Origin of the sequence: Fictibacillus sp. 18YEL24 (assembly GCF_015903855.1) — a bacterium.
GTDB lineage: Bacteria > Bacillota > Bacilli > Bacillales > Fictibacillaceae > Fictibacillus > Fictibacillus phosphorivorans_C.
The window spans coordinates 290,062-315,016 of sequence record NZ_JACZDT010000004.1; the positions used below are offsets into that span (position 1 = coordinate 290,062).

Genomic DNA, 24,955 nt, shown 5'->3' on the forward strand with positions numbered 1-24,955 from the left:
AACACCTGAAAAATATCAGGTGTTATTCAAACATATATTTAGTGGTCCTTGACCGAACGTTTAGAACGAGACCGAAGGCTATCATGTAAGCGAGAATCGAACTTCCTCCGTAACTAATAAACGGTAGGGGAATTCCTGTAATCGGCATTACTTGAATGTTCATACCAATATTCTGGAACACCTGGAACGTTAGCATGCCAATTACGCCTGCACATAAATAACTTCCAAAAGCTTCATTACTCTCAAGAGCCGTATTGATCATTCTGTAAACCATCAAGAAGAATAGGGAGATCACGATACTTGTTCCGAAGAAACCAAACTCTTCACCAATGATTGAGAAGATAAAATCAGTCTGTGCTTCTGGAAGATAAACTGAACCTTCTGTAAAGCCTTTACCGAAAAGCATTCCACTTCCGATCGCAAGTAGTGCGTTTCTTGTATGATATCCTGCATCTTTGTGTTCGTAAGGTTCCAGCCAAGCGTAGAAACGATTAAGCTGATATTGATCAAGAATATGATCCACGAAAAATTGTGGAAAGGTAAAATATATCCAAACTAGGATTGATATGAACAAGATAAAGGAAAGAATAAGGATAACAATTATTCTCCATCTGATTCCTGATACAAGTAAAAGGCTACCTGTGATCGCCATGAATACAAGACTCGTACCCAAGTCAGGCTGCATAAGAACTAATAGTGTAGGAAAACCAGCGATTAGAGCAATTTTTCCTAGCAATAAAAGGTCTTCATGCAAAGAGCGGACAATATACTTTTCATTATGAGTAGCAATTGTGTTGGCGATCGCAATAACGAGTGCCACTTTTACAAGCTCTGAAGGCTGCAATGCGAAAGGACCAAATCTGTACCAGCTCTGCGCACCATTGATATTTGGAACGATGCTCTCAGGAGCGACTAGAATACCAAGCAGTAACAGGATACCGAACCCATATACGTACCAAGATAATTTTCTAAACTGATCGAAATCTAATACCATAACGCCGACTACAGCGATTCCACCGATAAAGTACCAAACGAGTTGCTTTATGACGAAGTTGCTGCCGTATTGATCCATCATCTGCGCGCTATAGATGGCTACACAGCTCGTGATGACCATTAAGAACAATAGAAACAAAAGATTGTAATCGAGTTGCTGCCATGGTGATTTGTGGTTATTTTGCATGTGGATCGACTCCTTAAAGTAAAACAATAACATGTATTATCTTACCTAAAATCAGTGGGTTTGCAAATCATTTTGAGCATAATCGTTTGACATTTCTTTTTCTGCTTTACTATAGTAAACCAATAATCTAAAGAAACGACGGAGGTTTTATGGAAGAACATGCATCGTTTACTTCATTAGTATTAGTCATCCTTACAGCATTTTTTGTTCCTATTCTGCTAAACAAATTTCGGTTGCGTGTTATACCTGTAGTCGTAGCTGAAATTATCGTAGGAATTATTTTAGGGAAGAGCGGTTTTGATGTCGTTCATTCTGACGCATGGCTTGAGATCTTATCTGTACTCGGCTTTATTTTCTTAATGTTCTTAAGTGGCCTTGAAATTGATTTTAGTATCTTTGCAGGTGAATCTAATTCTAAGAAAAAGAAAGAAAAGAAAGAACCGAATCGACTTGTTGTTTCGAGTATCATCTTTCTGTTCATACTCATTCTGTCGTATGGATTATCTCTTTTATTTGTTTGGGGTGGATTTACAGAGAGTGCGTTCTTTATGACGCTTGTAATATCAACGATCTCGCTCGGAGTAGTCGTACCGACATTAAAAGAAGAGAAGCTGTCTAAGACAACGATCGGTCAGATCATCTTACTAGTCGCGGTTATTGCAGATCTAGTAACGATGATCCTCCTCGCTCTCTTTGTTTCTATGGAATCAGGAGATCCGAGCAGAATGTGGCTGCTACTTATTCTCTTTGCAGCGGGTGTTCTGCTGTACTTTATCGGAAAACAGATGAGAAATCGCTCGTTTTTAGATACGATGTCAAAAGGAACCATACAGTTAGATACAAGAGCTGTTTTCACATTGATTATCGTCTTGGTCGGACTGTCTGAGTCTGTTGGGGCTGAGAATATCTTAGGAGCTTTCTTAGCAGGTGTTCTCGTTTCTCTTCTTTCACCGAATAAACAGCTTGTTCATAAACTTGATTCTTTTGGATATGGATTCTTAATTCCCATCTTTTTCGTAATGGTAGGGGTTGAGCTCGACATTCGCTCCATATTTGCGGATCCTAAAGCATTAGCGCTTATCCCGTTGTTATTGATCGCATTGCTTATTTCTAAGTTTTTACCTATTTTGTACCTTCGAAAATGGTATGACTGGAAAACGGTAACGGCTGCAGGATTCTTATTAACATCGACACTTTCGTTGGTGATCGCTGCTGCAAAGATCGGGGAGCGAATCAATGTGATTGATGCTCGTACATCATCAGCATTAATCTTAACTGCTGTTATTAGCGCCATCATTACACCTATATTCTTCAAGAAACTGTTTCCTAAAAAAGAGGAAGAAGAAGTTGGGAAAGAACAACTTGTTTTTGTTGGCGCGAATCAATTTACACTGCCATTAACGACAGAGCTCGATCAATCACGGTTTGAATATCGTCTGTATCACACAAAGCAAGAAGAAAAAGATCAAAAGCAATTGGATAGCTTTAAAATTCAAGAACTGGATGATTACGAAACACCAACGTTGATTCAGGCAAATGTTTTTGATACAGATATCATTGTATTGGCAACTGGAAGCGATGAGACGAATGAAAGCCTTGCTGTGATCGCAAAAGACGAAGGTGTTGAACGAGTTGTCGCTCGTATAGAGAATCCTTTAAAGAGAGATGCACTGAAGGATAAAGGGATCGAAGTATATTCTGTATACTTCTCTTCTCAAGTATTGTTAAAAGCGTTAATAGAGAATCCATCAGTAGTGGATATTCTTACAACCTCTGATAATAGTCTGAATGAAATCCTCGTTGAAAATAGTGCTTACCATAGAACAGCTTTAAGAAACTTTCCTTTTCTTGGCGATAGCATTATCGTACGAATCTACCGAGGAAAAGAGTCGATCGTTCCGCATGGTGACACGGAGATATTATTAGGAGATAAAATGGTTGTGACAGGCAGTAAGCAACAAGTGATGAAGATGAGACAAATACTTGGTTAATTAAAAAGCACTGACTTTAAAAGTCAGTGCTTTTCGTTTGCTGTAAAAAAGATAAGTCCTAAATTCTATAAAAATGAGCATGCTAAGCGTAACGTTAAATAATTTAGGAGTTGAAATGATATGATACCAGTTGTTCATTGTCCAAAATGCGGTAAAGATCATGCTTTAAACCATGAGGTCTTAATCGCTCAATCAAATCAAAATGTAATCTATCGCTGTGAATCATGCGGTTATGAAGTGAAAGATATTCAGACTAGTAAAGGTTAATAGTGAAAATCCTCTCTACTTCTGTTATACTAATTAGGACTTGGTACTAATAACAAATACTAATAAATAAAATGAACAGAACGATGGGGAGGCAGCTTTATATGTATAAACTATCATTAGAAAACAAAACGTTTGTAGTAATGGGTGTTGCGAATAAGAGAAGTATTGCTTGGGGAATTGCACAATCTCTTTCAAATGCAGGTGCGCGCCTAGTATTTACATATGCGGGTGAAAGATTAGAGAAGAATGTTCGGGATCTAGCAGAGTCACTAGGAAGAAATGATTCAATCGTCCTTCCTTGTGATATTACGAATGATGAAGAAATTAAAAAAACTTTCTCTACGTTAAAAGAAGAAGTTGGCGTGATCCACGGACTCGCTCATTGTATCGCTTTTGCTAACACAGAAGAATTAAAAGGGGAGTATTTAAACACAACACGTGAAGGATTCCTGCTGGCTCACAATATTTCATCGTATTCACTTACGGCAGTAGTTAAAGAAGCTCGTCCTCTTATGACAGAAGGCGGTAGCATCGTGACGCTAACGTATCTTGGAGGAGAAAGAGTAGTTTCTAACTACAACGTTATGGGTGTTGCTAAAGCTTCATTAGACGCAAGCGTGAAGTATCTTGCAAGTGACGTAGGTAAAGACGGCATACGTGTTAATGCTATTTCAGCTGGACCTATCCGTACTCTTGCTGCAAAAGGAATCGGAGACTTTAACTCTGTACTAAAAGAGATCGAAGAAAAATCTCCTCTCCGCAAAGCAAATACGCAAGAAGAAGTTGGAGATGCTGCACTGTTCTTAATGAGTGACTTGGCTCGTGGCATTACAGGTGAGATTCTTCACGTAGATAGTGGATATAATACAATCGCACGTTAATAAAAATGAATAGACAAAACCCCGAATGCTCTCAATGGGATTCGGGGTTTTTTTTGTGACTCGGACTGTATCCTATTCTCATCAGTCCTATTTAAAGTTGTGGCTGTATCCTTTACTCAGCAGCCTTTTTAAAGTTTACGAGGATTAAAGCCCTACTGTTGAACCGCCATTGCGTTCTGGAACACAAATGATTCCACAGATGCAACGACAATCTAGTACGATTGTGCGTGTTTCGTTGCCACCACTTGGCGCACCTGGACCACCTTGGCGGAAAGAAAAGACTGCACAACAAGTTTCAGGGTCGAAACTTACTACAGTAAAATCTGTTGCTTGCCCTGGTGCTACGCCTAGTGGATCTGAAGCACCTTTTAAAATAAGCTGAACAACTTGTTGCTGCCCCATTGTGCAGAAATTTCCAGTCATTCTAGCGTTAGCAAGCTGGTTCAAAAGTTCACACACACAGCCACCGCACTTAGATTTCGTTGTGCCAGCTGTATTGCCATTGCCACAACATGAGCCATTATTAAATAAACTCAATGTATTTCCTCCTTTGAAATAGATACATGTACCTGATTTCTCTCAGTTATCAGGTTACTATACTATATGGATGTTTGTACGAAATGGAATGGGGTATTAAACCATTTTTACTTTAAATGGGCATTTACTCGAATAGTCCATTTTTTAAAAGGAAGACGTTTGTCCAAACCAATATGAACGAAAAGAATATATTAAAGTAGGGCTTAACAAGTGCCCAAAGTGTTAAAGGAGTGTTTATTAACAATGTCAAATTATTTTGGTCCTTACCGTTACATTTTTGTTCAGCTTTTAGCAACTCAACAATTGATTTCAGAAGTATTTCTTGTTGATTCAAACCAACCAGCAGGTACACCTGACTTAACAGGTGTAAGAGTGCTAGAAGTTGGGGGAGACTTTGTAGTATTTACACAAGCAGGTTCAGCAGGTGCTACTCGTTCTTACGTATCATTAGACAAAATTCTATTGGTTGAGCTGTAGATTAAAATGCAACTCCACGCTTAAGCGTGGAGTTATTTAATTTGAAGGGAGAGAGAAATGAGGAAGATTAACCTTCTATTTATTACTAAAGACCGTTCACAGCAATTGGAACGAAGCAGTTTTTATTTAGAACAAGAACTCGCTAAAATAACTAATCTTGTAACATGGCACCATGATGGTGACATTAAATTAATACTAGATCAATTTTCTATTAAACCTGATTTCATTCTTTTAAATGATTATAAACCTGAGTATCGGCCATTTATAAGAGGATTAAAAAATTTGTCGATACCCCATGGCACATTGATGCATGATCTTCATTATAAATTATCAAAAAGAAATGCTTTGATTCACCAAGAAAAACCTGCGCTGATTTTTTGCCATTACCGTGAGGCTTTTAATAGGTGGCTGCCAGACCATATCAACAGGTTTGTTTGGTTTCCGCATCATGTGCCTGAGTGGATTTTCCAACCGTATTCAATACCTAAAGAGATTCCGCTTTTACTAATGGGAGCTACATTTTCACACATCTATCCTTTTCGTCAATATCTTCTTCAACAATTAAAAAGGGATCCTAGGTTTGTGTATTATTCTCACCCAGGATACGGAATAGCAGGAAAGGGTATAGCTGGTGAAAGTTACGCTACAACCATAAGTAGAGCTAAAATCTTTCTAACTTGTGATTCTATTCATCATTTCCCTCTACTAAAGTACTTTGAAGTGCTAGCTTGTGGAACATTGCTAGCTGCTCCAGCTTCAGATGAATTAATAGATCTAGGCTTTATTGATGGTCAAACTTTTGTGGCAATAGATGAAACAAATTTTAAAGAAAAGCTAGACTACTTCTTAATAAATGATTATCATCGTGAACAAATTATCCAGAGCGGCTTACAATTAATACGTCAAAAACATACCACTGAAATTAGAGCTAAAGAAATGGTTCATACTATTCAACAATTCTTACAAAATACTACTCGGTAAGGAGGGGGTTCTTTTCATTGAACAATAAAGTAACTATTGTTATCCCATTTTTCAATTGCCCATTTATTGCACAAGCCATAGAGAGTGCCTTAAATCAAACTTATCAGAACATAGAGATTATTGTAGTGAATGACGGATCTACTAAGCACCATGAGAAAATAATCCCATACTTAAATAGAATTACTTATATTGAAAAAGAAAATGGTGGTACAGCTTCAGCGTTAAATTTAGGTATAAAGAATTCCTCTGGTGATTATTTTGCTTGGCTTAGTTCAGATGATACTTTTCAGTCAACTAAGATTGAAAAGCAACTTTACTTTATGTTGAAAAACAATGCAATGGCCAGCTATTCAAACTTTTATTTAATTAATGATCAGGGGTCCATTGTTTCTCATCCTCAAGGTATAGGTTTTTCAAAACAAGTCCAATTTTTTAAACGAATGCGAAGAGGGTGTGTGATAAACGGGTGTACGGTTATGTTAAATATGAATGTGTTCAAACATTTTGGACTATTCGACGAAAGTTTACTCTACACACAAGATTATGATTTTTGGCTAAGGATCTTGCCTCACTTTCATTTTTATTATTTTCCAGAAGCACTTGTCCATTATAGAGTGCATGAGAATATGGGAACAAAACAACACAGAATAGAGATGCGGAAAGAAATCCAATCAACGATTGAACGGCACATAACAAAAATGAATGCTTTAGTAAAGTCTGTCCTTCATTAAAAATATTAAAATAAAAAGGCCGCTATATAGCAGCCTTTTTATTTTAATATTTTAATAAATTCATGTGCATACGTTTCTAAATCAAATAAAGACAGGTGATTTAATGCATGATTAATAATGTTATTTCTAAGCTCAAGATTATCTATTAGTTCAATTCCCTGTAAAACGGCTGATCCTATGTTTTCATTCATATAAAATTTCCCAGTAATATTATGGGTGATAAACGCCTTTACGCCATCAGAATCTGAAGTGAGAACAGGACATTTACAGCTCATCGCCTCTACAACAGCATAGCCAAAACCTTCAACCTTAGAAGTAGATAATAAAAATCCTCCACTATCTCCAATAATTGAAAGATAGTCCGCCATTTGTTTATGAGGAACATTGGCGTGAACGACTACAGCGTTTGTTAGTTTATATCTGTTTAACAATTTATTAAATCGTACTTTCTCATGGTGATTTCCAAGTGTGTCATCAATAAACATCCAAAATTTTGTGTTAGGTTTCTGTTTTATGAAACGCATAGCAAACATAAGATATTCATCCCAGTTTTTATTTAGCTCTAATCTTCCAATCCAGCCAATTATCGGGTATGACGTACGAGTGATAGAACGGTATCCAAATTCTTTACTATCAAAACAGTTGTGAAAACAATGTTTTGGAGTAGAAGGATAAAGAGTATCCATTAATCTCATTAAGTGTGATGTCTTTGGATATAGGATGCCATTTGAATAATTTACTACAAACGGTACCGCTTGTGTTAAAATTTTTTCCGCAGTTTTCACACTACCTAATCCTTGAATTTCATAGATTAATTTTCCTTTGTAACCAAGATCACGAATTCTTTTTAGCATATTCATGTCAGAGCTAACAAAGATTGCATCAAAGTTTTTGGATAGGATTTTCTTAATCTCAGCATCAGCATTAGTTACATAAGTAGGAATCAAAGAAATATTCTGCATGCCTGTTCCATTTTGTAAATAAAGCAGGTGGCATTCAATATCATAGTTTTGTAGTGCTTTACAACGTTGACGGTTTAGGGTTTCCATTCCGCCGCTTGGTAAATAAAAGACAAAGAGAATTTTTGATTTTGTCATTTGATAGCTCCTTTTTACCTTATAAGCCATCATATGAACATCCTGAAAAGTTGTTAAATAAGGTAGGTTAAATAGCAGCCTTTTTTTTATGAACAGGGTAGGGGTCTAGTCCACATTGGGAATACAATCATAGTTTAATATAAAGTCTTAATTTTAATAAAGGAAGGAGAGTTTCATTGAAAATAGTAACTATTCTTGGAACACGTCCAGAGATTATACGGCTAAGTTTGATCATCAAAAAACTTGATCAGTTAGCAGATCAACATATTTTGATTCATACGGGACAAAATTTTACACCTTCATTAAACGACGTGTTTTTCCAAGAGTTTCAACTCAGAAAGCCAGACTATATTTTAATGAAACAACAATTTTCTTTCGGAAATCAAATTGCACATCTGTTTTCAGAGCTAGAGAAAATATTGTTGCACGAGAGGCCAGATAAAGTTTTGGTTCTAGGTGATACGAACAGTGCTCTGCCTTCTATCGTTACAGAAAGGTTGAACATACCAGTTGTTCATATGGAAGCGGGTAACCGATGTTTTGACCTGAATGTACCAGAAGAGAAAAACAGAAAAGTAATTGACGCCATCTCTACCTTTAATCTGCCGTATACCAAATACAGTAGAGAGAACTTAATAAGAGAAGGTGTTCCTATTAACCGAATCATGGTTTCAGGTAACCCGATCTATGAAGTGTTAACTCAATTTGAAGAACAGATTGATAATAGCAGAATTCTAGAAAAGTTAAATGTTTCAAAAGGAAAGTATATGTTAGTCACAGCCCATCGTGCTGAGAACGTGGACAATCACGTTCATTTAAAAGAAATATTAACAGGTTTAAATTTAGTTGCTGAACATTTTAACATGCCTATCATCTGTTCCATTCATCCACGTACGAAATCAAGAATTCTAGAGAGCAGTACGTTACAGATGCATCCGTTGGTACAGTTTCATGAACCCTTTGGATTTTTTGATTTTGTAAAGTTAGAAAAGCACGCATTTTGCGCACTAACAGATAGCGGGACCGTTCAAGAGGAATGTTGTTTGTTCCAAGTACCGACTGTAACGATGAGAAATAGTACTGAACGGCCAGAAACCGTTGAGTGCGGCAGCAATTGTGTATCGGGTGTTTCAGCAGAACAGATTTTGGCTTCAGTAAAAGTAATGACAAATCAGAAGAAGCAATGGTCCATTCCCGAAGGCTATGGAGATTTAGATGTTTCAGATCGAGTCGTAAAGTTTATTTTAGGAGGAAATAGTATTGTTTAATAAAAGAATTTTAATTACGGGGGGAACGGGGTCTTGGGGTCATGAGCTAGTCAAACAGCTTCTGCCAAAAGAACCGAAAGAAATCATCGTCCTCTCACGTAATGAAGCAAGTCAAGTAGCTATGCAAAGACAGTTTGATTATAATCCCAAGCTTACCTTTATGATTGGTGATATCAGAGATAAAGATTCCTTGATGAGAGCGAGTGAAGGCATAAATTATATCTATCATCTTGCAGCATTAAAGCATGTGCCCATCTGTGAGCTTCAACCTTATGAAGCACTAAAAAGTAATATTCAAGGAACACAAAATGTAATCGAAACAGCCATTCATCATAAGGTAACGAAAGTGATCTATATTTCAACTGACAAAGCAGCGAATCCTTCTAATCTTTATGGAATGACGAAAGCGATCGGTGAAAAGTTAATCATTCATGCAAACCTACTGAGCAAACATACAAGATTTGTATGCGTAAGAGGTGGAAATGTCTTAGGTACGAACGGCAGCGTTATTCATGTCTTTAAAAGTCAGATCAAGAACAAAGGACAAGTGGGCATTACTGATTTTGAAATGACACGTTTCTTTTTAACATTAGAGGAAGCGATCTCGTTACTTTTTAAAGCCACTTATGAGAGTGTAGGCGGTGAGATCTTTGTTATGAAGATGCCTACGTGCAAGATTACAGATCTAGCACAAGTTCTTATTGATGCATCAGGAGAAAAAGGTGTAAAGATGATCGAGCTTGGAAAACGTCCAGGAGAGAAGCTTCATGAAATCCTGTTATCTGAATATGAAAGTGCAACAACAGTTCTCTTTGATAACGAATACTTCGTTATTCTTCCGACTATTGATATTGAAGGTTTGAATCAGCATTATGCCTCTTACGAAAAAGTAGAGCTAGAAAGTTATAGTTCTGAGACTGATTTAATGACGAAGGAAGAGATTCATAAGATGCTTGTTGAAGGTGGATTTCTGTCGTGAAGATCATGATCCTTGGGTCGAATGGGATGGCTGGTCATATGATTACCTCCTATTTCAAAACAAAGACAACACATGAGCTCCTTCTGACTTCTAGAGATGGGACGGAGGGCCATATTCAGCTGGATGCAACGAACTTAACGCAGATTGCTGAAGTTGTGCAGCACCATAAACCCGATCTTATTATTAATTGCATCGGTCTTTTAAATGAGTATGCTGCCATTCATCAAAGAGAAGCCATTCTGGTTAACAGCTTACTTCCACACGAGTTAGCGAAACAGCTTAATGTGTTTGGTGGAAAACTGATCCACATTAGTACGGATTGTGTGTTCAGTGGACATCAAGGTAATTACAATGAAGAATCTGTTCCAGATGGACTCACGATGTATGCCAAAACAAAACAGCTTGGAGAAATAAAAACACAACCACATCTAACGATTCGAACTTCCATTATTGGTCCTGAGCTGAAGAATGGTATCGGTTTATTTCACTGGTTTATTAAACAAAAGGGAACCATCAAAGGTTTTACCCATGTGAAATGGAACGGTGTTACAACGTTAGAGCTTGCTAGATTTATTGAGTATACCATCACTAATCCGATTACAGGCCTTTACCACTTAACCGCTCCGGAAATTCTTTCAAAGTATGAACTTTTAAAGATTATCAAGGATATCTATCAAAAGGATGACGTTGATATTATCCCGCATACCGAGCCACGATTAGATCGAACGCTTTTTAACACCAGGTTAGATTCTGCATTTAAAGTGGCATCTTACGAAAAACAGGTGCAAGATTTAAAAGATTGGTTGAAATGAAAAAAAGAATCGTAATTACGGGTGCAGCAGGATTTACAGGAATTCATGCATGTCAGCACTTTGCAGATAAAGGGTATGAAGTGATTGGGATCTCAAGGAGTTATCTATCTAACTTAAAGGTGCGTACATTTACGTGTGATCTTTTAGACAAAGAAAAAGTTTCTGAGATCTTTAATTCCTATAAACCTGACTTCTGTTTGCATCTGGCAGGTGTAAATTCTGTACCCCGCTCATGGAATGATCCTGCATCAACGATTGAAGTGAATTTTCTAGGTACCCTTTATTTGCTGGAGGCTATACGTAAAGCCGTTCCATCATGCCGAACAGTTATTGTCAGCTCAGCCCTCTCAGGAACAGATCATCCTTATGGAGTGAGTAAAAAACATCAAGAAGAGCTTGTAACGGACTGGGCGCATCTATTTGATCTTCAACTTATGGTAGCAAAACCATGTAATTTAATCGGACCAGGCAGATCACCTGGTTTCGTTTCTTTTTTAGCAAACCGTATTATTCAGATGGAGAAGACTGGTGATAAAAGTGCTATCAACATCAGTCATCTTAAAAACGAGCGAGAGTTCTTAGATGTAAGAGATGCGATATCTGCTTATGAAGTTCTGTTGAAGAAAGGCTCTAAAAATAAGACTTACGAATTGGGATCAGGAAAGATGACAACGCTGTTAGAAGTGGCTGATATCTTTCAAACGTTTACGAAAGAAAAACTTACTTTTTTAGAGACGTGCTCTTCTTCAGATACCAGTCCTCATGTCATGGATTCAAAACTCTTACAAGAACTCCATTGGCAAAAAAAAATACCCATTAGAAATTTCAATACAGCAAATTCTTACTTTCTACAGATCAATCAGTTAATTTAAAAAGTTAATTACTAAAAAAAGCGTCCCTAATTGATATGCTCCCCTAAAGGTAGACAGATGAAATAAAAAATCTGTTTATCTGAAGGGGAGTTTTTTATGGGGTATTCTAAAGAGTTTAAGTACACAGTCTTATCTACATATAAAGAAGGCAATTTTACAGTAAAAGAGCTTTGTAAAAAATTTGAGATAGCCCAGACCTCGCTTAAGAAATGGATTGAGCAATTTGAGAAATATGGAATGGAAGGTCTTAGATCTTCAAGTCCCTGGAAGTCTTATTCTAAAGAGCTCAAGGTCACAGCTGTTAGGGATTATTTGTCAGGTCAATATTCTCAAAATGAACTTATCAGAAAGTATGGTATTTCAAGTAGATCCGTCCTCCAAGAATGGATTAAGACGTATAATAGTCATAGAGAATTAAAGGGTACGTCTATGAGGAGGACGAGTTCTATGGCTAAAGGAAGAAAAACAACATGGGGTGAACGGAGACAGATTGTACTTGATTGTTTGGAGAATGGGAAGGATTATCTAAAAATAGCTGAAACATACAAGGTCTCCTACCAACAGGTGTATCAATGGGTTAAGAAGTTTGAAAAAGATGGAGACGAAGCGCTTAAAGACAAGCGTGGAAGAACAAAGCAAGAACATGAGTTAACACCTGATGAGGCATTTAAGTTACAGATGAAAAGATTAGAACGAGAGAATGAACGGTTGCGGGCGGAAAATGCATTCTTAAAAAAGTTAGAGGAGATCGAAAGGAGGCAAAAGTAGCCTATATTCCAAATGAAAATAAATATATGGCCATTCAGGAACTACATATTAAAGAAAAAGTAAGTATTCTGTTGCTTTGTGAAATCGCAGGCCTCTCACGAGCTGCCTATTATAAGTGGCTAAACCGAACGCCTTCTAAGCAAGAGCTTCAGAATAATGAGATTATAAAAGAGCTGAAAGCTCTCCATAAGAAAGTGGTGGGCATCTACGGCTATCGTCGAATGACCATGAATATAAACCGAATCTTAAACCAGAACTTTAATCCTAAACGGATTTATAGGCTAATGAGGGTTGCGGATATACAGCGCGTCATTCGAAAGAAGAAGAGTAGATTCAAGCGTTCTATCCCCCAACATGTGGCGGAGAATGTACTAAATCGTGAATTCACAGCACATAAGAAGAATACAAAATGGGTAACCGATGTCACAGAATTCAAATATGGTTCACAAAAGAAAGCTTATTTAAGTGCCATATTAGATTTGTATGATGGATCAATCGTAAGCTATGTAGTAGGACATTCGAATAATAATAGTCTCGTGTTCCAAACGCTAGACCGAGCAATCGAACAGTTAGAGGAAGAACAACCGCTTATTCACAGTGATCGAGGCTTTCAATATACTTCTTATGGGTTCAAACGCATGTTAGATCAAGCCAAAATGACGCAAAGCATGTCACGTGTGGGTAGATGTATAGATAATGGTCCCATGGAATCGTTCTGGGGAACCCTCAAGTGCGAGAAGTATTACTTACATAAATATAATACATTTGAAGACCTGTCTCTCGCGATAGATGAGTATATTCATTTTTATAATTATGAAAGATATCAAAAACGACTAAACGGCCTCAGCCCTATAGAATATAGAGTTGAAGCCGCTTAGAGTGTTTTATTATTTCATCTGTCTACTTGACGGGGTGCAGTTCAAATTCATTGGGACGCTTTTTTTATTTCATTCGTTTATGGTATAGAGCCATATTCATCCAATGCGCATTTCCAGGCTTAATATGCTGACTATAAAAGTGAGTTTCAACTTGATCTTGTGAGACGCCACTCAAACTTTTATGAAGAGAACTTAATCGATACATTACTGCGTATGGTTGAATGGTTTTGTTTAAAGGGGATTTACCATATCGAGTGCCATTTATAATTGGTCCTGAAGTCAAACGTCCTCGACGATCGTACCAAATTTTATGATTTGTTACCAACAAATCTGTTTCAGAAGGTAAGGTTTCCATCTTTAACACCATCTGCTCTAGCGCTTGTGGATCTAGCCAGTCTTCTCCAGTCATAAAAAGAACATACTCACCGATACAATAATCAAGAGCGATCTCAATGGATCCAGCTTTTCCGCGATGATTTAATAGCAATGGAATCATTCTGTAGTCATGGGTCAGATGAATAGAATCAGGAGTGAAATCGGTCGAACCGTCATCCACTACAACGATTTGAAAGTCGCTCAACGTTTGTTGGAGAATGCTGCTCAGTGCATGGTCGATCGTTTTAACATGGTTATGTGAGTATAGAAGAACACTTACTTTTGGCAACTTTCCAATACGCTTTTGAATGTCAATACTGCTAGCCATACTCTCCATCGTTAGTTGCTCTGGAGGGATGTTTGTAGTTAGAGCATATCTTCCATTAAATCGATATTCCATAATATATTCCCGCAGCAGTACAAAATCTCCGTGTTGAAGCAAGCGAATCCAAAAATCATGGTCTTGGACGTTAGGAAAATTATCCCTATAGCCTCCAGCTTTTGAAAAAGCTTCACTCGTAAACAAGAATGATGCACCAATGAAACAATTCTGGAATATTTCATCCTTTTTCCTCGTCATAAAATGCTCGACATATTCGTACCATGCTTTTGTATAAGTGATTGGTGTTCCATGTTGATCGATCCGTCTGTAAAATGAATACACCAATACCGTATCCTTCGATGCTAGATCCATCGTATCGACTAGTCGCTCTAAAAAGTTTGGATCATGTCTGTTATCACTGGAAATCCACGTTAGATAAGGGCAATCTTGAAGAAGGTCAAAGCCCTCATTCAATGTAGGGGATATTCCAAGGTTCACTTTTCGATCGACGATCTCATATGGAATAGTTAAAAGTTTACTAGCATCTTTTATTGCTGCGACCGTTTCATCATTAGGTCCATCAAGTACGATTACAAGTTTAAAATCACGAAAAGTTTGTTTTTCAACTGATTCTATGCATTCAAAAATATACTCCCTTTCCTGATGATATACGGGGAGTACAACGCCTACTTTCACTAAAGTTCCTCCTAGTTTCAATTACTCTATGATTGATAATGTCATAGTGCGATACAAGCATTCTATTCATTTATGCAAGAAGTGGACTGGTTATTTTGGTAAATAATTCACTTAAATATGCATTGGAACTCTTGTTTGTGGTTTACGGTGTTTTCAACGCTGAAAATTTGATTGGAATGGAAGGTGCGAGACTCCGCGGAAAGCGAAGTATCCTGGAATGGAAATAAACGGATTCTAAACATCTATTGGGAATACATTCACAAAACTTGTCTTACCTTCATACACTAGTAATGATTAGCAAGAGCTAATTGATTAATAGTTGAGGTGAAATCGATGCTCCTTCTTCCTCATGGTGGAAGTTTAGTCAATCGGCAGTTTGCTAACGTCGATTGCAATCAAAATCTAATAAAAATTGAATTAGATCCGATCAGTTTATCTGATTTAGAATGTCTCTCTAACGGTGCATTTAGTCCACTTGATTCTTTTATGAACAAAGACGATTATGAAGCTGTTGTGCTTTATATGAGGTTAACTAACGGGCTTCCTTGGAGTGTTCCAATTACATTGCCTGTTACAGAAGACAAAGCTAAACAATTAACAAAACAGCATGAAGCTTTACTTATTTATGAAAATACGATTTATGGGAAGATAGAAATCACGGATATCTATAAACCTGACAAACTTCTAGAAGTAAAACAAGTCTATCGTACGGAGGATTTAACTCACCCAGGGGTACGCAATGTAATGAATAGAGGAAGTTGGTACTTAGGCGGACGAGTTACGTTGGTGAACAAACCTCCTCGAAAAGTTGGCTCTTCTTATTATTTAGACCCAAAAGAAACAAGGGAACAATTTATTATGAACGGCTGGGAAAGAATCGTTGGGTTCCAAACAAGAAACCCCATTCATCGTGCACACGAATATCTGCAAAAAACTGCTCTTGAGCAGATGGACGGGCTCTTATTGCATCCTTTAGTTGGTGAAACGAAACAAGATGACATACCTGCAGAAGTTAGAATGAAATCTTATGAAACACTTCTTCAGCATTATTATCCAAAAAATCGCGTTCTGTTAAGTGCGTTTCCTGGATCGATGAGATATGCGGGTCCACGTGAAGCGATCTTTCACTCCATCATAAGAAAAAATTATGGATGCAGCCACATTATAATAGGAAGAGATCATGCCGGAGTCGGAGATTTTTATGGTCCTTATGATGCGCAGCATATTTTTGCAGAGTTTGATAAGGATGAGTTAGGAATAATCCCTATATTCTTCGAGAATAGTTTTTATTGCACGAAATGTGGATCAATGGCCACGATTAAAACATGTCCGCATGACGATAAAGACAGACTTACTTTATCAGGAACAAGAGTAAGAGATATGCTTAAAAATAACGAGCCGATACCAACCAATTTTAGCCGCAGTGAGGTCATTTCAATATTACGCGATTATTATGCTAAATAAAAAGTTATGGAGGCTAACGAATTGAGTCAAGAAGATAAAAATATAACATGGCAACAGCATAATGTGACGAAGGAAATGAGACAGAAACTACATGGTCACAAGAGCTTTGTACTTTGGTTTACAGGGCTATCTGGTTCTGGAAAATCAACGATAGCTTCGGAAGTTGAGAAAATATTATATAAAAGGCAGCACAGTACCATGTTACTTGACGGGGATAATGTTAGACACGGATTAAATAGAGATCTAGCTTTCTCAAAAGAAGCAAGAACGGAAAACATCAGAAGAATCGGAGAAGTAACAAAGTTATTTGTGGAAGGCGGCTCGATTGTTTTAGTTGCAGCTATCTCTCCTATTGCTGCAGATCGAGATGCAGTCAGAAGTTTGTTTTCTGATGAAGAATTTGTAGAGGTCTATATAGACTGCAGTCTTATAGAATGTGAGAAAAGAGATCCAAAGGGACTCTATAAAAAAGTAAGAGAAGGATTGATTACTAATTTTACGGGTATCTCTGATCCGTATGAAGCACCAGTTTCACCAGAAATTATTGTAAAAACAGATCTTCTTGAAGTTAAAGAAAGTGCTGAACAAATCATTAATTTTTTGGTGGCAAATCAATATATTTCATAATGGAAAAGCTGCACCCTTTAGGGTGGCAGCTTTTTAGTTAGATTTATTAGGTTTCCACGTTACTTTTCCGCATGAACTGCAGCCCTTTTTTACAGGAGGATTAATTAAAGACTGACTCTTTCCTGCGTTGTTCAATTTCTTTGTTTTGATTTCAGCATAAAGCTTTTGCAGATCTTCTTTATTCACTTATGATCTCTCCTCATGATTGGATATCTTTGAACAATAGCATTATATTCTCAATCGGAGGACGGGGTGTTCTTATTCGGCTGAAATGGACGAATGACTGATGTTTTCTTTGCATCAGAAGTATTCTTACTAAAAGGTTGAATGATTTTTTCAGTGGGACTGTTTGTTTTAAAAGGACTGATCGGACTTGCATTTCTTGATAAAACCTTACTCTGCTCATAAGGTTTTGGAATCTGGTTGGTGATGAGCGAACCAGCAGCTGAAAAGGGTCGAATTTGCGGAACAGTCGCTTTTGGTGCATCTAATCGTTTATTAACAGGCTTCTGTTCGGTTGTCTCATAAAAAAGATCTTCCCTCTTGTTTTGTACAGGAGAAGAAGGGGATGGATTCTGTTTAACTTCTACATTTGGTCTTTCTTCAATTTTGTCTAGTAACGGGATCTGAGCGGCTGCAAAGTAAGTATTAATAGGCTTTAAGATTTTGCTCGCACATGAAAAGAATGTTGACTCTGAAACAGAAGAAAGAGATTCAAATGACACACGTAAAAAGGTTTGGATGACTAAATAACAAATCCACTCTACAACTTTCTCTTCATAAGAAGGCTGAACGGCTAAGAAGAGAGGTCCATCTTTTCTTTTTAAGGTAATCCCCTTGTGGATGCCGGCTTGAACAGGCAATCTGAATGTGGGTGAAGGGTTCAAATAATACAATTGTTTTTCGGGTGTATTCAGAGCGAGTGGCATAGGATGACCGCTATGGAAATCTACATAAAAACGGTGGTCACATTTAACGTGATCATCGGTTGTAATTCTAATACCTGTATGACTCAAGAGCTGATCTAGTTCTTTAACTTTCTTTTGTGATAGCCCTTGGATACCAAACATAAATGTAGAAAGAGCTCCTGAAATTGTTTCTCCGTCATCAGAGATCTGCAATCCCCAATAAGGCAATAAAAGACATAAAGCCTCATATTCTATGGATGATAACTCACACACTTTCTGATTTTGATACCAGATTGGTCTCATGATAGCTTCCTCCTTAACGCTTATCTATAAAAATAGGCTTTCGTTCTTGTGTCATAACCCACTCTATTTCCATAGTATGTATGGAATCTTCAGATCATGATGAGGAAAGGAAGGGAAACAATGGGAAATAATCATAAACACTTGCAGGATGAGTGTATCCGCGTTCAGAAAGTTTACGACTGGGTGACGGATACACTAAACGTAAGAAAGACCGTTTCTTTTACTCCTGAACAAATTAAAGCCATAGAAGAAGCATTGGATGATCCTTCACGCCGTCCGTTAAGATTGGTTACGAAGGTACCTAAGACTCCTCCAGCATTCCCACTAACAGGTGAAACAAATGAAGCAGCATGCCCTGAATTATATCTATGCGAGCAAGTTGGAGATAAGAGAGATGTAACAGTAGCACTTAACGGAGGTTTTGCTGAAGCGCAGCTTGTAGAGCTACTCTTTACAACAGATATTAAAGTTCAAGTTGTAGACCGTAACGGAGTAATCGTTGTAGAGCAGCTGGTTAATGCATCAGTATTTGAATCTTTCGTCTTGTGTTATCCAGATGGAACAGACTTATATTGCCGAATCACTAAGATTTTTGCTCGCATCCCAACAGGAACGGTATTGTTGAATAGTCCTTCTCCAACATCATTCGTTGTAGACATTACATTCTGTGTGGATATCCAAGTTGAAGCTGAAGTGAAACTAGAGGTACTAGCGAAGTTCTGCTCACCTCGTGAAAATGACCTAAATGCAGAGGAAAGCGAGGGAGAAATGTGTCCAGAGGTAGTGTTTCCGCAACAATGCCCGGACATATATCCCAGGCCAGGCTGCCTGTGTAGATCACGAGGAACTGCTAGCGGATTAACGTGTGAAGAAGATGGAGCTACAGAAGCAGGCAGAGTAACGATATCCGTTGAAATCTGCCCAAACTATAACCTTTCAGGAAGCAGGTTCCAATTATCTCTTAACGATACAGGATATACAGCTACTGAATTCACACAAGATACACTCAGCTGTGATGAATATGCTGGTGGACTAAGATTAACTGTTTCAGGAAGAGGAACGTTGGATGCTTCTGGGGAACAGTATAAGTTTAACCTGGCTATTGTTGAGACAGCAGATGGAAATCAATTTGAGGTAGAACTTATTGACAGAGCAGGTACGAAAGTATTTTCTACAGGTGTTGTAAGAGCAGATTCTGGAGAAATCGCTATCGAAAACTGCTTGCAACATCAATAATTATTGGATCTGAAGAATAGAAATGACCTGGAGGCAATTGCCTGCAGGTCTTTCTTGTTCATGAAAAAAATGTGAACGAATAGTAATAGCTTACATACAATAGGGAAAGAGCCTAATTATGCAAGGGGGAAGATGCATGGGGACGAAGGATAAATTAAGTTATGAACGGCTCGTTTCTAGAGTGGACTATTACAAAGATAAAGCACTTGATCTCGAGAAAAAGCTCGTATTCGCAGAAGAGACCATCGAAAGACTTGAAAAAGAGACGAACAATGATCGATCCCTTAAGATAATTGAAGAAAATGAAAAGGAACTGCTAGCTCTAAGAAAACAAGTTGAAGAACTCACAAGAAAATTAAAAAGATTAGAAGAACATGAGATGGAAAAAAGGATGCAGAGCTATGAAGAACTGTTGAAAAGTATTCAAGATGAGATGAACGATAAAGACCAACAGATTGACCTGTACCAACAGCGAATCAAAAGTATGGAAAAGCGGATCAATATCAACCGCACATCTGAACCTGTATTTGAAGAGCTTGATACAGAAAATAATTCAGAACCTCAGAAAAAAGAAGGCTTTAACAGTGCGTGCTATTTCGACTATTCGGTAATTTTTACTAAAGATAAGAAGGGCTTTATTAGAGGCTCATTCTTTATCGAAAATACTGGAACAGAGACGTTGGAGAATCCTTATATTTGTTTCAGGTTCCAACCAGCAGAAGCTTGTTCATTAAAAGGAAAGATCATATCGCTGATCGCGTCACCCTCACAGGAAGAAATGACACAGTCTATTTGGATGTATATGGATAATGAGTGGGCAGAAAAAGCAAAAGAACGGGGAGAGATGTGGATCTGTCCACTACGTGAAACCAAGTTTAAAAGTGGTGACAAACTCTCTTTGGATGATTTCCAAATTCCTTTTAAGAGTGGTATCGATGAAAATATTACGGTAGAAGCGTTCGTTTATTTTCATAAACAAAACTATCGAACAAAAGCAGTTAATCATATAGCGATCAACTTTTAGTGAGACAGCCTATAACCAACTCGTGAGACTTGCATATGATGTATTATACGAGGAGGTTGTAACATGGAAGATTGTTATTATTGTAAAAGGAAGAAGAAGCATAAAAAACATAAGAAGGTTTATGCTGATAAAGTAATCATTAAAGCAGATAAAGTTATTATTCATGAAAAGAAGGTAGAGTGCGAATCAAGCTCTAGCAAATGGGAGTCTAGTCATAAACATGAGTCTAGCCATAAACATGAGTCATCTTCTAAACATGAATCTAGCCATAAACATGAATCTAGCTCAAAGCATGAATCTTCTTCAAAACATGAATCTTCTTCTAGCTCAAGCTCTAGCTCAAGTTCCAGCTCAAGCTCAAGCAAGGGCTGCCACTATGATCCTTGGGTCTAAGCAATCCAAATGTTTCTTTAGAGTACTCTCAACAGAGTGCTCTTTTTTTTAAATATTACACTTAGAAAACATAGATTTAGAAGGTATAGGGTAAGAAATAGAGAAGTAATGATAAAGGAGAGGATATCGATGGGGTATATCTTGCCGTACCTACCAATTCAGCAGTTGCAATATGCTAGTCGGATGGAAAAAGCTGAAAGAGGATTACCTGTTGTTGCTAGTGTTCCTCCAATCCAGAATGAAGACGTACGTTCATTTCAGAATAAGAAGAGATTGACCTTTGAAGAAAAGCGTTCTTTTGATCAGATCTTAAGTGAAATGGAAGGCAAAGGAAATATAATTAACGAAACCATATGATGGTTTCTTTTTTTGTTCATAACATTAAGACTTGGGGTGTTAATAGTGGAATTTATTGAACTTTCGACTGATTGTTATTACTTTAAGAGTGCCGTTAACATAGGGTATATCGTGAATAATGACAAAAGCAAAGGTATGTTAATAGATGCTGGACTTGATTCATCAGCAGCCAAAAAAGTGTTAAAGCATCTTCATAATGAAAAGCTGCCTTTAACCCATCTATTCATTACTCATGCTCATGCGGACCATTTTGGAGGTGCATTCTATATACAACAAAAGGTTGATGTACATACAATCGCTCCTCTACTAGAAGAAGCAATTATGAGGAATCCTGTACTTGAACCAATCTATCTATCGCATGGGAATTTTCCTTTAAAAGAAATGCGCAATAAATTTTTAGAAGCACCCGCTATACGTGTTGATGAAATATGCTCAGAAGGAAATATAGAACAATTTCCAGAAGTTCAAATTATTCATCTTCCAGGTCATAGCTATAATCAACATGGAATCTTATTCCGCGGCATTTTATATGCTGCCGATGCGTTTTTAGGAAAAGATGTACTCCGGAAGCATAAGATTCCCTTTATTGTTGATGCTGGTGAAAACATAGCAACTTTAAAGAAGCTGAAGATGATTGATGCGGAAGGTATGATTCCTGGTCACGGTAATTATGAAACTGAGTATAAGGATGTTATACAGGATAATATCCTTATATATGAAACAATTTCTTTAGAAGTACAGAATATGATCAACCATTCAGGTAACTCTGGAATATCATTAGAGGATATTGTGGCCTCAATGTTAACGAAATACGAAGTTGAACCGACAAACCTGGGGGCATATTCCTTGTTTCGAACAGCCATCTCTGCACATGTTATTTATTTGCTAGAGAATGGAAGTGCAGCGTATCAGATTACGAACGGACGGCCTGTCATTTTTTCGGCTTCGTACAAGGCATGATTAACAGTTTACCGTCTGAGAATTCTGCATACACGATTTCTTTTATATCGGAGTATCCTTGTTTGTGAATTTGTTCTAATAGTTTATTTTTTGAAAGTCCAGCTGTTGAAAGGTTATCATGATTTAGTTCGCCGTCTAATATAAGTGTAATTGGCAACTCCGGCTGCTGCTGGCTTTGCAGGTTCAAATCCTGTCTGTTTGGAGGGCCGTATTGATATTTAGGCAATATGCTTAAAGATCCATTAGATTCTAATATGGCATATTCAACTTCTCTTAAACCGAAAAATCCTTTTTGTCTAACTAAGTTTTGAAGCTGGTTGATATCGAGCTTGCTCTTTTTAAGCATGTCACGATCGATCAGTCCGTTACGAATGACGATAGTGGGGGCGCCTTCCAGAAATTTTCGCGTACCTTTAAATTTCTGAGATATAATTTCAACTACATAAACCATGGAGCCCCAGATTACAATGGCATACAAAATAACGAATATAGAAGTCTCGTCATCATACATAGCATTACCGACTAATTCACCCAAGAAAATAGATGAAATAAAATCAAAGGGTGTTATCTGAGAAATCTGCGTTTTTCCTAAAACTTTTGTTAACAAAAAGAGAGCGATAAACCCTACGATTAATTCGGTTGTCAATTGTCCAACATGAATGTCCATCAACCTTAGTCTCCTCAACGTACGTTTTATTGTACAGTTTTGACGAGATTAGACCGTAATAAACAAAAAAGCATTGAAATCGCCATTACGACGATTTCAATGCTTTTTTCATAGCAACATGCGGAATGTTAGCATCTAGAAATGGTTCTTTGGAGGTTGTAAGATACCCCAGTTTTTTATAAAAGTCTTCTGCCTGTGTTTGTGCATATAATATAAGGCTAGGTAAAGAACGTTTGATGGCTGCTGTTTCCATAGCGTTCATCAATTCTTCTCCAAGTCCTTTTTTTCGATGAGAAGACAATATACAGACGCGTTCTACTTTTCCTTCTCCATTAACTTCACGAAGTCTAGCCGCACCAACCGGCTTTTCTTCATCGTAAAGAACAAAATGCAAGGAGACATCTTCATTGTTGTCAATTTCTTCGTTTTCATCAATCTGCTGTTCGTGAACAAAAACATCTCTTCTTACAGCTAGTGCATCTTGAAAGCCTTGCTCACTCGTTGTAAACGTCTTAATCAATATTATTGTACTCCTTTTCCAAGACGAAATGTTTCATAGACCGTCCAAGAACCGTTATCAAGTTGATAGAGAAGTTGAAAACGATCGATTCGTTCTTCGTGTTCTATATCTATCATACGCAAACGTTCTAATACGTCTGAATGTTCTTCATCAGACAGCTTTTGCCCAAGTGTTAAATGCGGTACAAAATTGTACGGCTGTTGGTGTTCAAGCGGACCAGAATATAACTGCTCATGAAGTGATTTTATTTCATCTGCTTCATTAACTTTTAAAAAGATTACATTGTTTACAGGATGGAATGATCCTACTTTATTTATCAAGATAGAAAACGGATCTATATTTTTTGCAACAGAAGAAATATAGGAGATCTGTTCTTGAATTTCTTCCTCAGTTGCCTCATAAGGCTCCTTTAATGTGATGTGAGGTGCGATAAGGGCATAATGCGGATCATAACGCTTTCGGTAGGAATTCACTTTATCTTGTAGATTTTTTGATGGAAAAATTGCTATACCGTATTTCATATTTCTTCCTCCCTCATCTTTTGAACTAGTATACCAAATATTCTATTTATTTCCCACAGTTACTAGTCGCTGTAAAGAAACCTTAACGCGGGAACTAAGTCTTTCTGCCAATTTACCCAGAGATGATTTCCTTGAAACTCAGCGTATTCATAATCGAGAGCTAAATTGTTCAAAAGCTTACTCAGCTGTCGGTTAGGTGTTAAAAAATCTTTTGTTATTCCTTCAGGATTCGTAAACTTTTCTTCTTCATCACCTATTGAGTGATAGATGGTCAACGTTTGCATTTGTTCTATGGATTCAACGGTATTAATAAGGCTCTCAGGAACGTAAGGAGACTGTACGATCACTTTACCGAACGTATTCGGATACAGAATACTCAGCTTAAATGCTATGTAACCACCTAGAGAATCTCCGATTAACCCCATGCCCGCACCAAGTTGAAGCGTATTAAACTTCTCATTAAGGTAAGAGGTAAGTTCAAATGCCATGAATCGAATGTAATTTTCGTGCTTCTCTCCAGTTGGGTCATATTTTGCTTTTCGATCTTCGATGCCTTTATGATTTACACCAACAATGATACAGCTCTGTAAATTTTCTTCTTCCATTAGTCGATCGGCGGTTTTCGCCAGCTTTCCTAACTGAAAGTAGTCTCTGCCATCTTGAGCGATTAGGATAGGGTATTTAACGAGTGGAGTAAACTTAGAAGGCAGATAGATGAGCAAGTCAATCTCCTCATCCAAGTAGTTGCTGTATATTTTATCATCTGTAATAGAACCTTTAAGAATGACCATAAAAAGTACCTCCTATGCTGACTGATCTTTAAATTATAAGCGTTTTCATTCAACTCGTTTTATTGTATCACA

28 protein-coding genes are annotated in these 24,955 nt (G+C 37.5%); 18 read left to right on the plus strand and 10 right to left on the minus strand.

Annotated elements, in window-relative coordinates:
- Window positions 1–22 precede the first annotated feature (22 nt).
- Entirely contained in the window at window positions 23–1,180 is a 1,158-nt protein-coding gene (locus HU823_RS14630; RefSeq protein WP_137789844.1) for an FtsW/RodA/SpoVE family cell cycle protein, read from the minus strand.
- Window positions 1,181–1,329: 149 nt separating this feature from the next.
- Between HU823_RS14630 and HU823_RS14635 the strand changes: the two genes are divergently transcribed.
- The 3 genes from HU823_RS14635 to fabI all read left to right on the plus strand — a co-directional run bounded on the left by HU823_RS14635 (window position 1,330) and on the right by fabI (window position 4,319).
- Window positions 1,330–3,171 carry a monovalent cation:proton antiporter family protein gene (locus HU823_RS14635; RefSeq protein WP_197222530.1) on the plus strand — a complete coding sequence of 614 codons (1,842 nt, stop codon included), beginning with the start codon at window positions 1,330–1,332 and terminating at the stop codon, window positions 3,169–3,171.
- Window positions 3,172–3,291: 120 nt separating this feature from the next.
- The gene (locus HU823_RS14640; RefSeq protein ID WP_197222531.1) at window positions 3,292–3,438 is read left to right on the plus strand and encodes a hypothetical protein; all 147 of its coding nucleotides are present in this window, start codon (window positions 3,292–3,294) and stop codon (window positions 3,436–3,438) included.
- A gap of 101 nt (window positions 3,439–3,539) precedes the next feature.
- Window positions 3,540–4,319, plus strand: coding sequence for an enoyl-ACP reductase FabI (gene fabI / locus HU823_RS14645; RefSeq protein ID WP_197222532.1), 780 nt, complete (start codon window positions 3,540–3,542; stop codon window positions 4,317–4,319).
- 144 nt (window positions 4,320–4,463) lie between these two features.
- Here fabI and HU823_RS14650 read toward each other — a convergent pair whose 3' ends face one another.
- Window positions 4,464–4,856: a hypothetical protein gene (locus tag HU823_RS14650; RefSeq protein WP_197222533.1), complete on the minus strand. Its 393-nt coding sequence runs from the start codon at window positions 4,854–4,856 to the stop codon at window positions 4,464–4,466.
- A gap of 243 nt (window positions 4,857–5,099) precedes the next feature.
- Here HU823_RS14650 and HU823_RS14655 point away from each other — a divergent pair, with 243 nt between their 5' ends.
- The 3 genes from HU823_RS14655 to HU823_RS14665 are packed head-to-tail and all read left to right on the plus strand — an operon-like array spanning window position 5,100 to window position 7,045.
- On the plus strand, window positions 5,100–5,333 hold the full coding sequence (locus tag HU823_RS14655) for a hypothetical protein (RefSeq protein ID WP_197222534.1): 234 nt from the start codon (window positions 5,100–5,102) through the stop codon (window positions 5,331–5,333).
- Window positions 5,334–5,390: 57 nt separating this feature from the next.
- On the plus strand, window positions 5,391–6,314 hold the full coding sequence (locus HU823_RS14660; protein ID WP_197222535.1) for a glycosyltransferase: 924 nt from the start codon (window positions 5,391–5,393) through the stop codon (window positions 6,312–6,314).
- Between the two features lie 17 nt (window positions 6,315–6,331).
- Window positions 6,332–7,045 carry a glycosyltransferase gene (locus HU823_RS14665; protein WP_197222536.1) on the plus strand — a complete coding sequence of 238 codons (714 nt, stop codon included), beginning with the start codon at window positions 6,332–6,334 and terminating at the stop codon, window positions 7,043–7,045.
- Between the two features lie 38 nt (window positions 7,046–7,083).
- Here the strand turns inward: HU823_RS14665 and HU823_RS14670 are convergent, their stop codons facing one another.
- The gene (locus tag HU823_RS14670) at window positions 7,084–8,142 is read right to left on the minus strand and encodes a glycosyltransferase family 4 protein (RefSeq protein WP_197222537.1); all 1,059 of its coding nucleotides are present in this window, start codon (window positions 8,140–8,142) and stop codon (window positions 7,084–7,086) included.
- A 176-nt stretch (window positions 8,143–8,318) separates the two neighbouring features.
- On the opposite strand from HU823_RS14670, the gene wecB reads away from it, so the two are divergent.
- The 5 genes from wecB to HU823_RS14695 all read left to right on the plus strand — a co-directional run bounded on the left by wecB (window position 8,319) and on the right by HU823_RS14695 (window position 13,719).
- Window positions 8,319–9,410 carry a non-hydrolyzing UDP-N-acetylglucosamine 2-epimerase gene (gene wecB, locus HU823_RS14675; protein ID WP_197222538.1) on the plus strand — a complete coding sequence of 364 codons (1,092 nt, stop codon included), beginning with the start codon at window positions 8,319–8,321 and terminating at the stop codon, window positions 9,408–9,410.
- Window positions 9,403–10,389 carry a polysaccharide biosynthesis protein gene (locus HU823_RS14680; protein ID WP_197222539.1) on the plus strand — a complete coding sequence of 329 codons (987 nt, stop codon included), beginning with the start codon at window positions 9,403–9,405 and terminating at the stop codon, window positions 10,387–10,389. The genes wecB and HU823_RS14680 overlap by 8 nt, the downstream gene beginning before the upstream one ends.
- A 5-nt stretch (window positions 10,390–10,394) precedes the next feature.
- Complete coding sequence (locus tag HU823_RS14685; RefSeq protein ID WP_231607493.1) at window positions 10,395–11,201, plus strand: dTDP-4-dehydrorhamnose reductase family protein; 807 nt, start codon at window positions 10,395–10,397, stop codon at window positions 11,199–11,201.
- Window positions 11,198–12,073 (plus strand): NAD-dependent epimerase/dehydratase family protein, encoded by an 876-nt coding sequence (locus HU823_RS14690; RefSeq protein WP_197222541.1) that lies wholly within the window; start codon window positions 11,198–11,200, stop codon window positions 12,071–12,073. The genes HU823_RS14685 and HU823_RS14690 overlap by 4 nt, the downstream gene beginning before the upstream one ends.
- Before the next feature lie 96 nt (window positions 12,074–12,169).
- A protein-coding gene (locus HU823_RS14695) for an IS3 family transposase (protein WP_197222542.1) occupies window positions 12,170–13,719 on the plus strand; the annotation gives its coding sequence in 2 pieces (ribosomal slippage) (window positions 12,170–12,794 and window positions 12,794–13,719; 1,551 coding nt in all).
- 64 nt (window positions 13,720–13,783) lie between these two features.
- Here the strand turns inward: HU823_RS14695 and HU823_RS14700 are convergent.
- A complete protein-coding gene (locus HU823_RS14700; RefSeq protein ID WP_197222543.1) occupies window positions 13,784–15,112 on the minus strand; it encodes a glycosyltransferase family 2 protein in 1,329 nt (442 codons plus the stop codon).
- Window positions 15,113–15,445: 333 nt separating this feature from the next.
- Between HU823_RS14700 and sat the strand changes: the two genes are divergently transcribed.
- The gene (gene sat / locus HU823_RS14705; RefSeq protein ID WP_197222544.1) at window positions 15,446–16,576 is read left to right on the plus strand and encodes a sulfate adenylyltransferase; all 1,131 of its coding nucleotides are present in this window, start codon (window positions 15,446–15,448) and stop codon (window positions 16,574–16,576) included.
- 21 nt (window positions 16,577–16,597) lie between these two features.
- On the plus strand, window positions 16,598–17,203 hold the full coding sequence (gene cysC, locus HU823_RS14710; protein ID WP_255548978.1) for an adenylyl-sulfate kinase: 606 nt from the start codon (window positions 16,598–16,600) through the stop codon (window positions 17,201–17,203).
- 33 nt (window positions 17,204–17,236) lie between these two features.
- Here cysC and HU823_RS14715 read toward each other — a convergent pair whose 3' ends face one another.
- The gene (locus tag HU823_RS14715) at window positions 17,237–17,389 is read right to left on the minus strand and encodes a hypothetical protein (RefSeq protein ID WP_197222546.1); all 153 of its coding nucleotides are present in this window, start codon (window positions 17,387–17,389) and stop codon (window positions 17,237–17,239) included.
- 50 nt (window positions 17,390–17,439) lie between these two features.
- Window positions 17,440–18,414, minus strand: a complete 975-nt coding sequence (locus HU823_RS14720; protein WP_197222547.1) for a hypothetical protein — start codon at window positions 18,412–18,414, stop codon at window positions 17,440–17,442.
- A 120-nt stretch (window positions 18,415–18,534) separates the two neighbouring features.
- Here HU823_RS14720 and HU823_RS14725 point away from each other — a divergent pair, with 120 nt between their 5' ends.
- The 5 genes from HU823_RS14725 to HU823_RS14745 all read left to right on the plus strand — a co-directional run bounded on the left by HU823_RS14725 (window position 18,535) and on the right by HU823_RS14745 (window position 22,384).
- Complete coding sequence (locus HU823_RS14725) at window positions 18,535–19,650, plus strand: hypothetical protein (RefSeq protein WP_197222548.1); 1,116 nt, start codon at window positions 18,535–18,537, stop codon at window positions 19,648–19,650.
- A 136-nt stretch (window positions 19,651–19,786) separates the two neighbouring features.
- Window positions 19,787–20,674 (plus strand): hypothetical protein, encoded by an 888-nt coding sequence (locus tag HU823_RS14730; protein WP_197222549.1) that lies wholly within the window; start codon window positions 19,787–19,789, stop codon window positions 20,672–20,674.
- A gap of 63 nt (window positions 20,675–20,737) precedes the next feature.
- On the plus strand, window positions 20,738–21,067 hold the full coding sequence (locus HU823_RS14735) for a hypothetical protein (RefSeq protein WP_197222550.1): 330 nt from the start codon (window positions 20,738–20,740) through the stop codon (window positions 21,065–21,067).
- 129 nt (window positions 21,068–21,196) lie between these two features.
- Window positions 21,197–21,424 (plus strand): hypothetical protein, encoded by a 228-nt coding sequence (locus tag HU823_RS14740; RefSeq protein ID WP_144701066.1) that lies wholly within the window; start codon window positions 21,197–21,199, stop codon window positions 21,422–21,424.
- A 45-nt stretch (window positions 21,425–21,469) separates the two neighbouring features.
- Entirely contained in the window at window positions 21,470–22,384 is a 915-nt protein-coding gene (locus HU823_RS14745; protein WP_197222551.1) for an MBL fold metallo-hydrolase, read from the plus strand.
- On the opposite strand, the gene HU823_RS14750 is transcribed toward HU823_RS14745, so the two are convergent.
- The 4 genes from HU823_RS14750 to HU823_RS14765 all read right to left on the minus strand — a co-directional run bounded on the left by HU823_RS14750 (window position 22,356) and on the right by HU823_RS14765 (window position 24,883).
- Complete coding sequence (locus tag HU823_RS14750; protein ID WP_144701062.1) at window positions 22,356–23,051, minus strand: YetF domain-containing protein; 696 nt, start codon at window positions 23,049–23,051, stop codon at window positions 22,356–22,358. The genes HU823_RS14745 and HU823_RS14750 overlap by 29 nt on opposite strands.
- Window positions 23,052–23,136: 85 nt before the next feature.
- Window positions 23,137–23,571, minus strand: coding sequence for a GNAT family N-acetyltransferase (locus HU823_RS14755; protein ID WP_197222552.1), 435 nt, complete (start codon window positions 23,569–23,571; stop codon window positions 23,137–23,139).
- A gap of 2 nt (window positions 23,572–23,573) precedes the next feature.
- Complete coding sequence (locus HU823_RS14760; RefSeq protein WP_144701058.1) at window positions 23,574–24,092, minus strand: YjcG family protein; 519 nt, start codon at window positions 24,090–24,092, stop codon at window positions 23,574–23,576.
- A 62-nt stretch (window positions 24,093–24,154) separates the two neighbouring features.
- Window positions 24,155–24,883 (minus strand): alpha/beta hydrolase, encoded by a 729-nt coding sequence (locus tag HU823_RS14765; RefSeq protein ID WP_197222553.1) that lies wholly within the window; start codon window positions 24,881–24,883, stop codon window positions 24,155–24,157.
- Window positions 24,884–24,955: the final 72 nt, after the last annotated feature.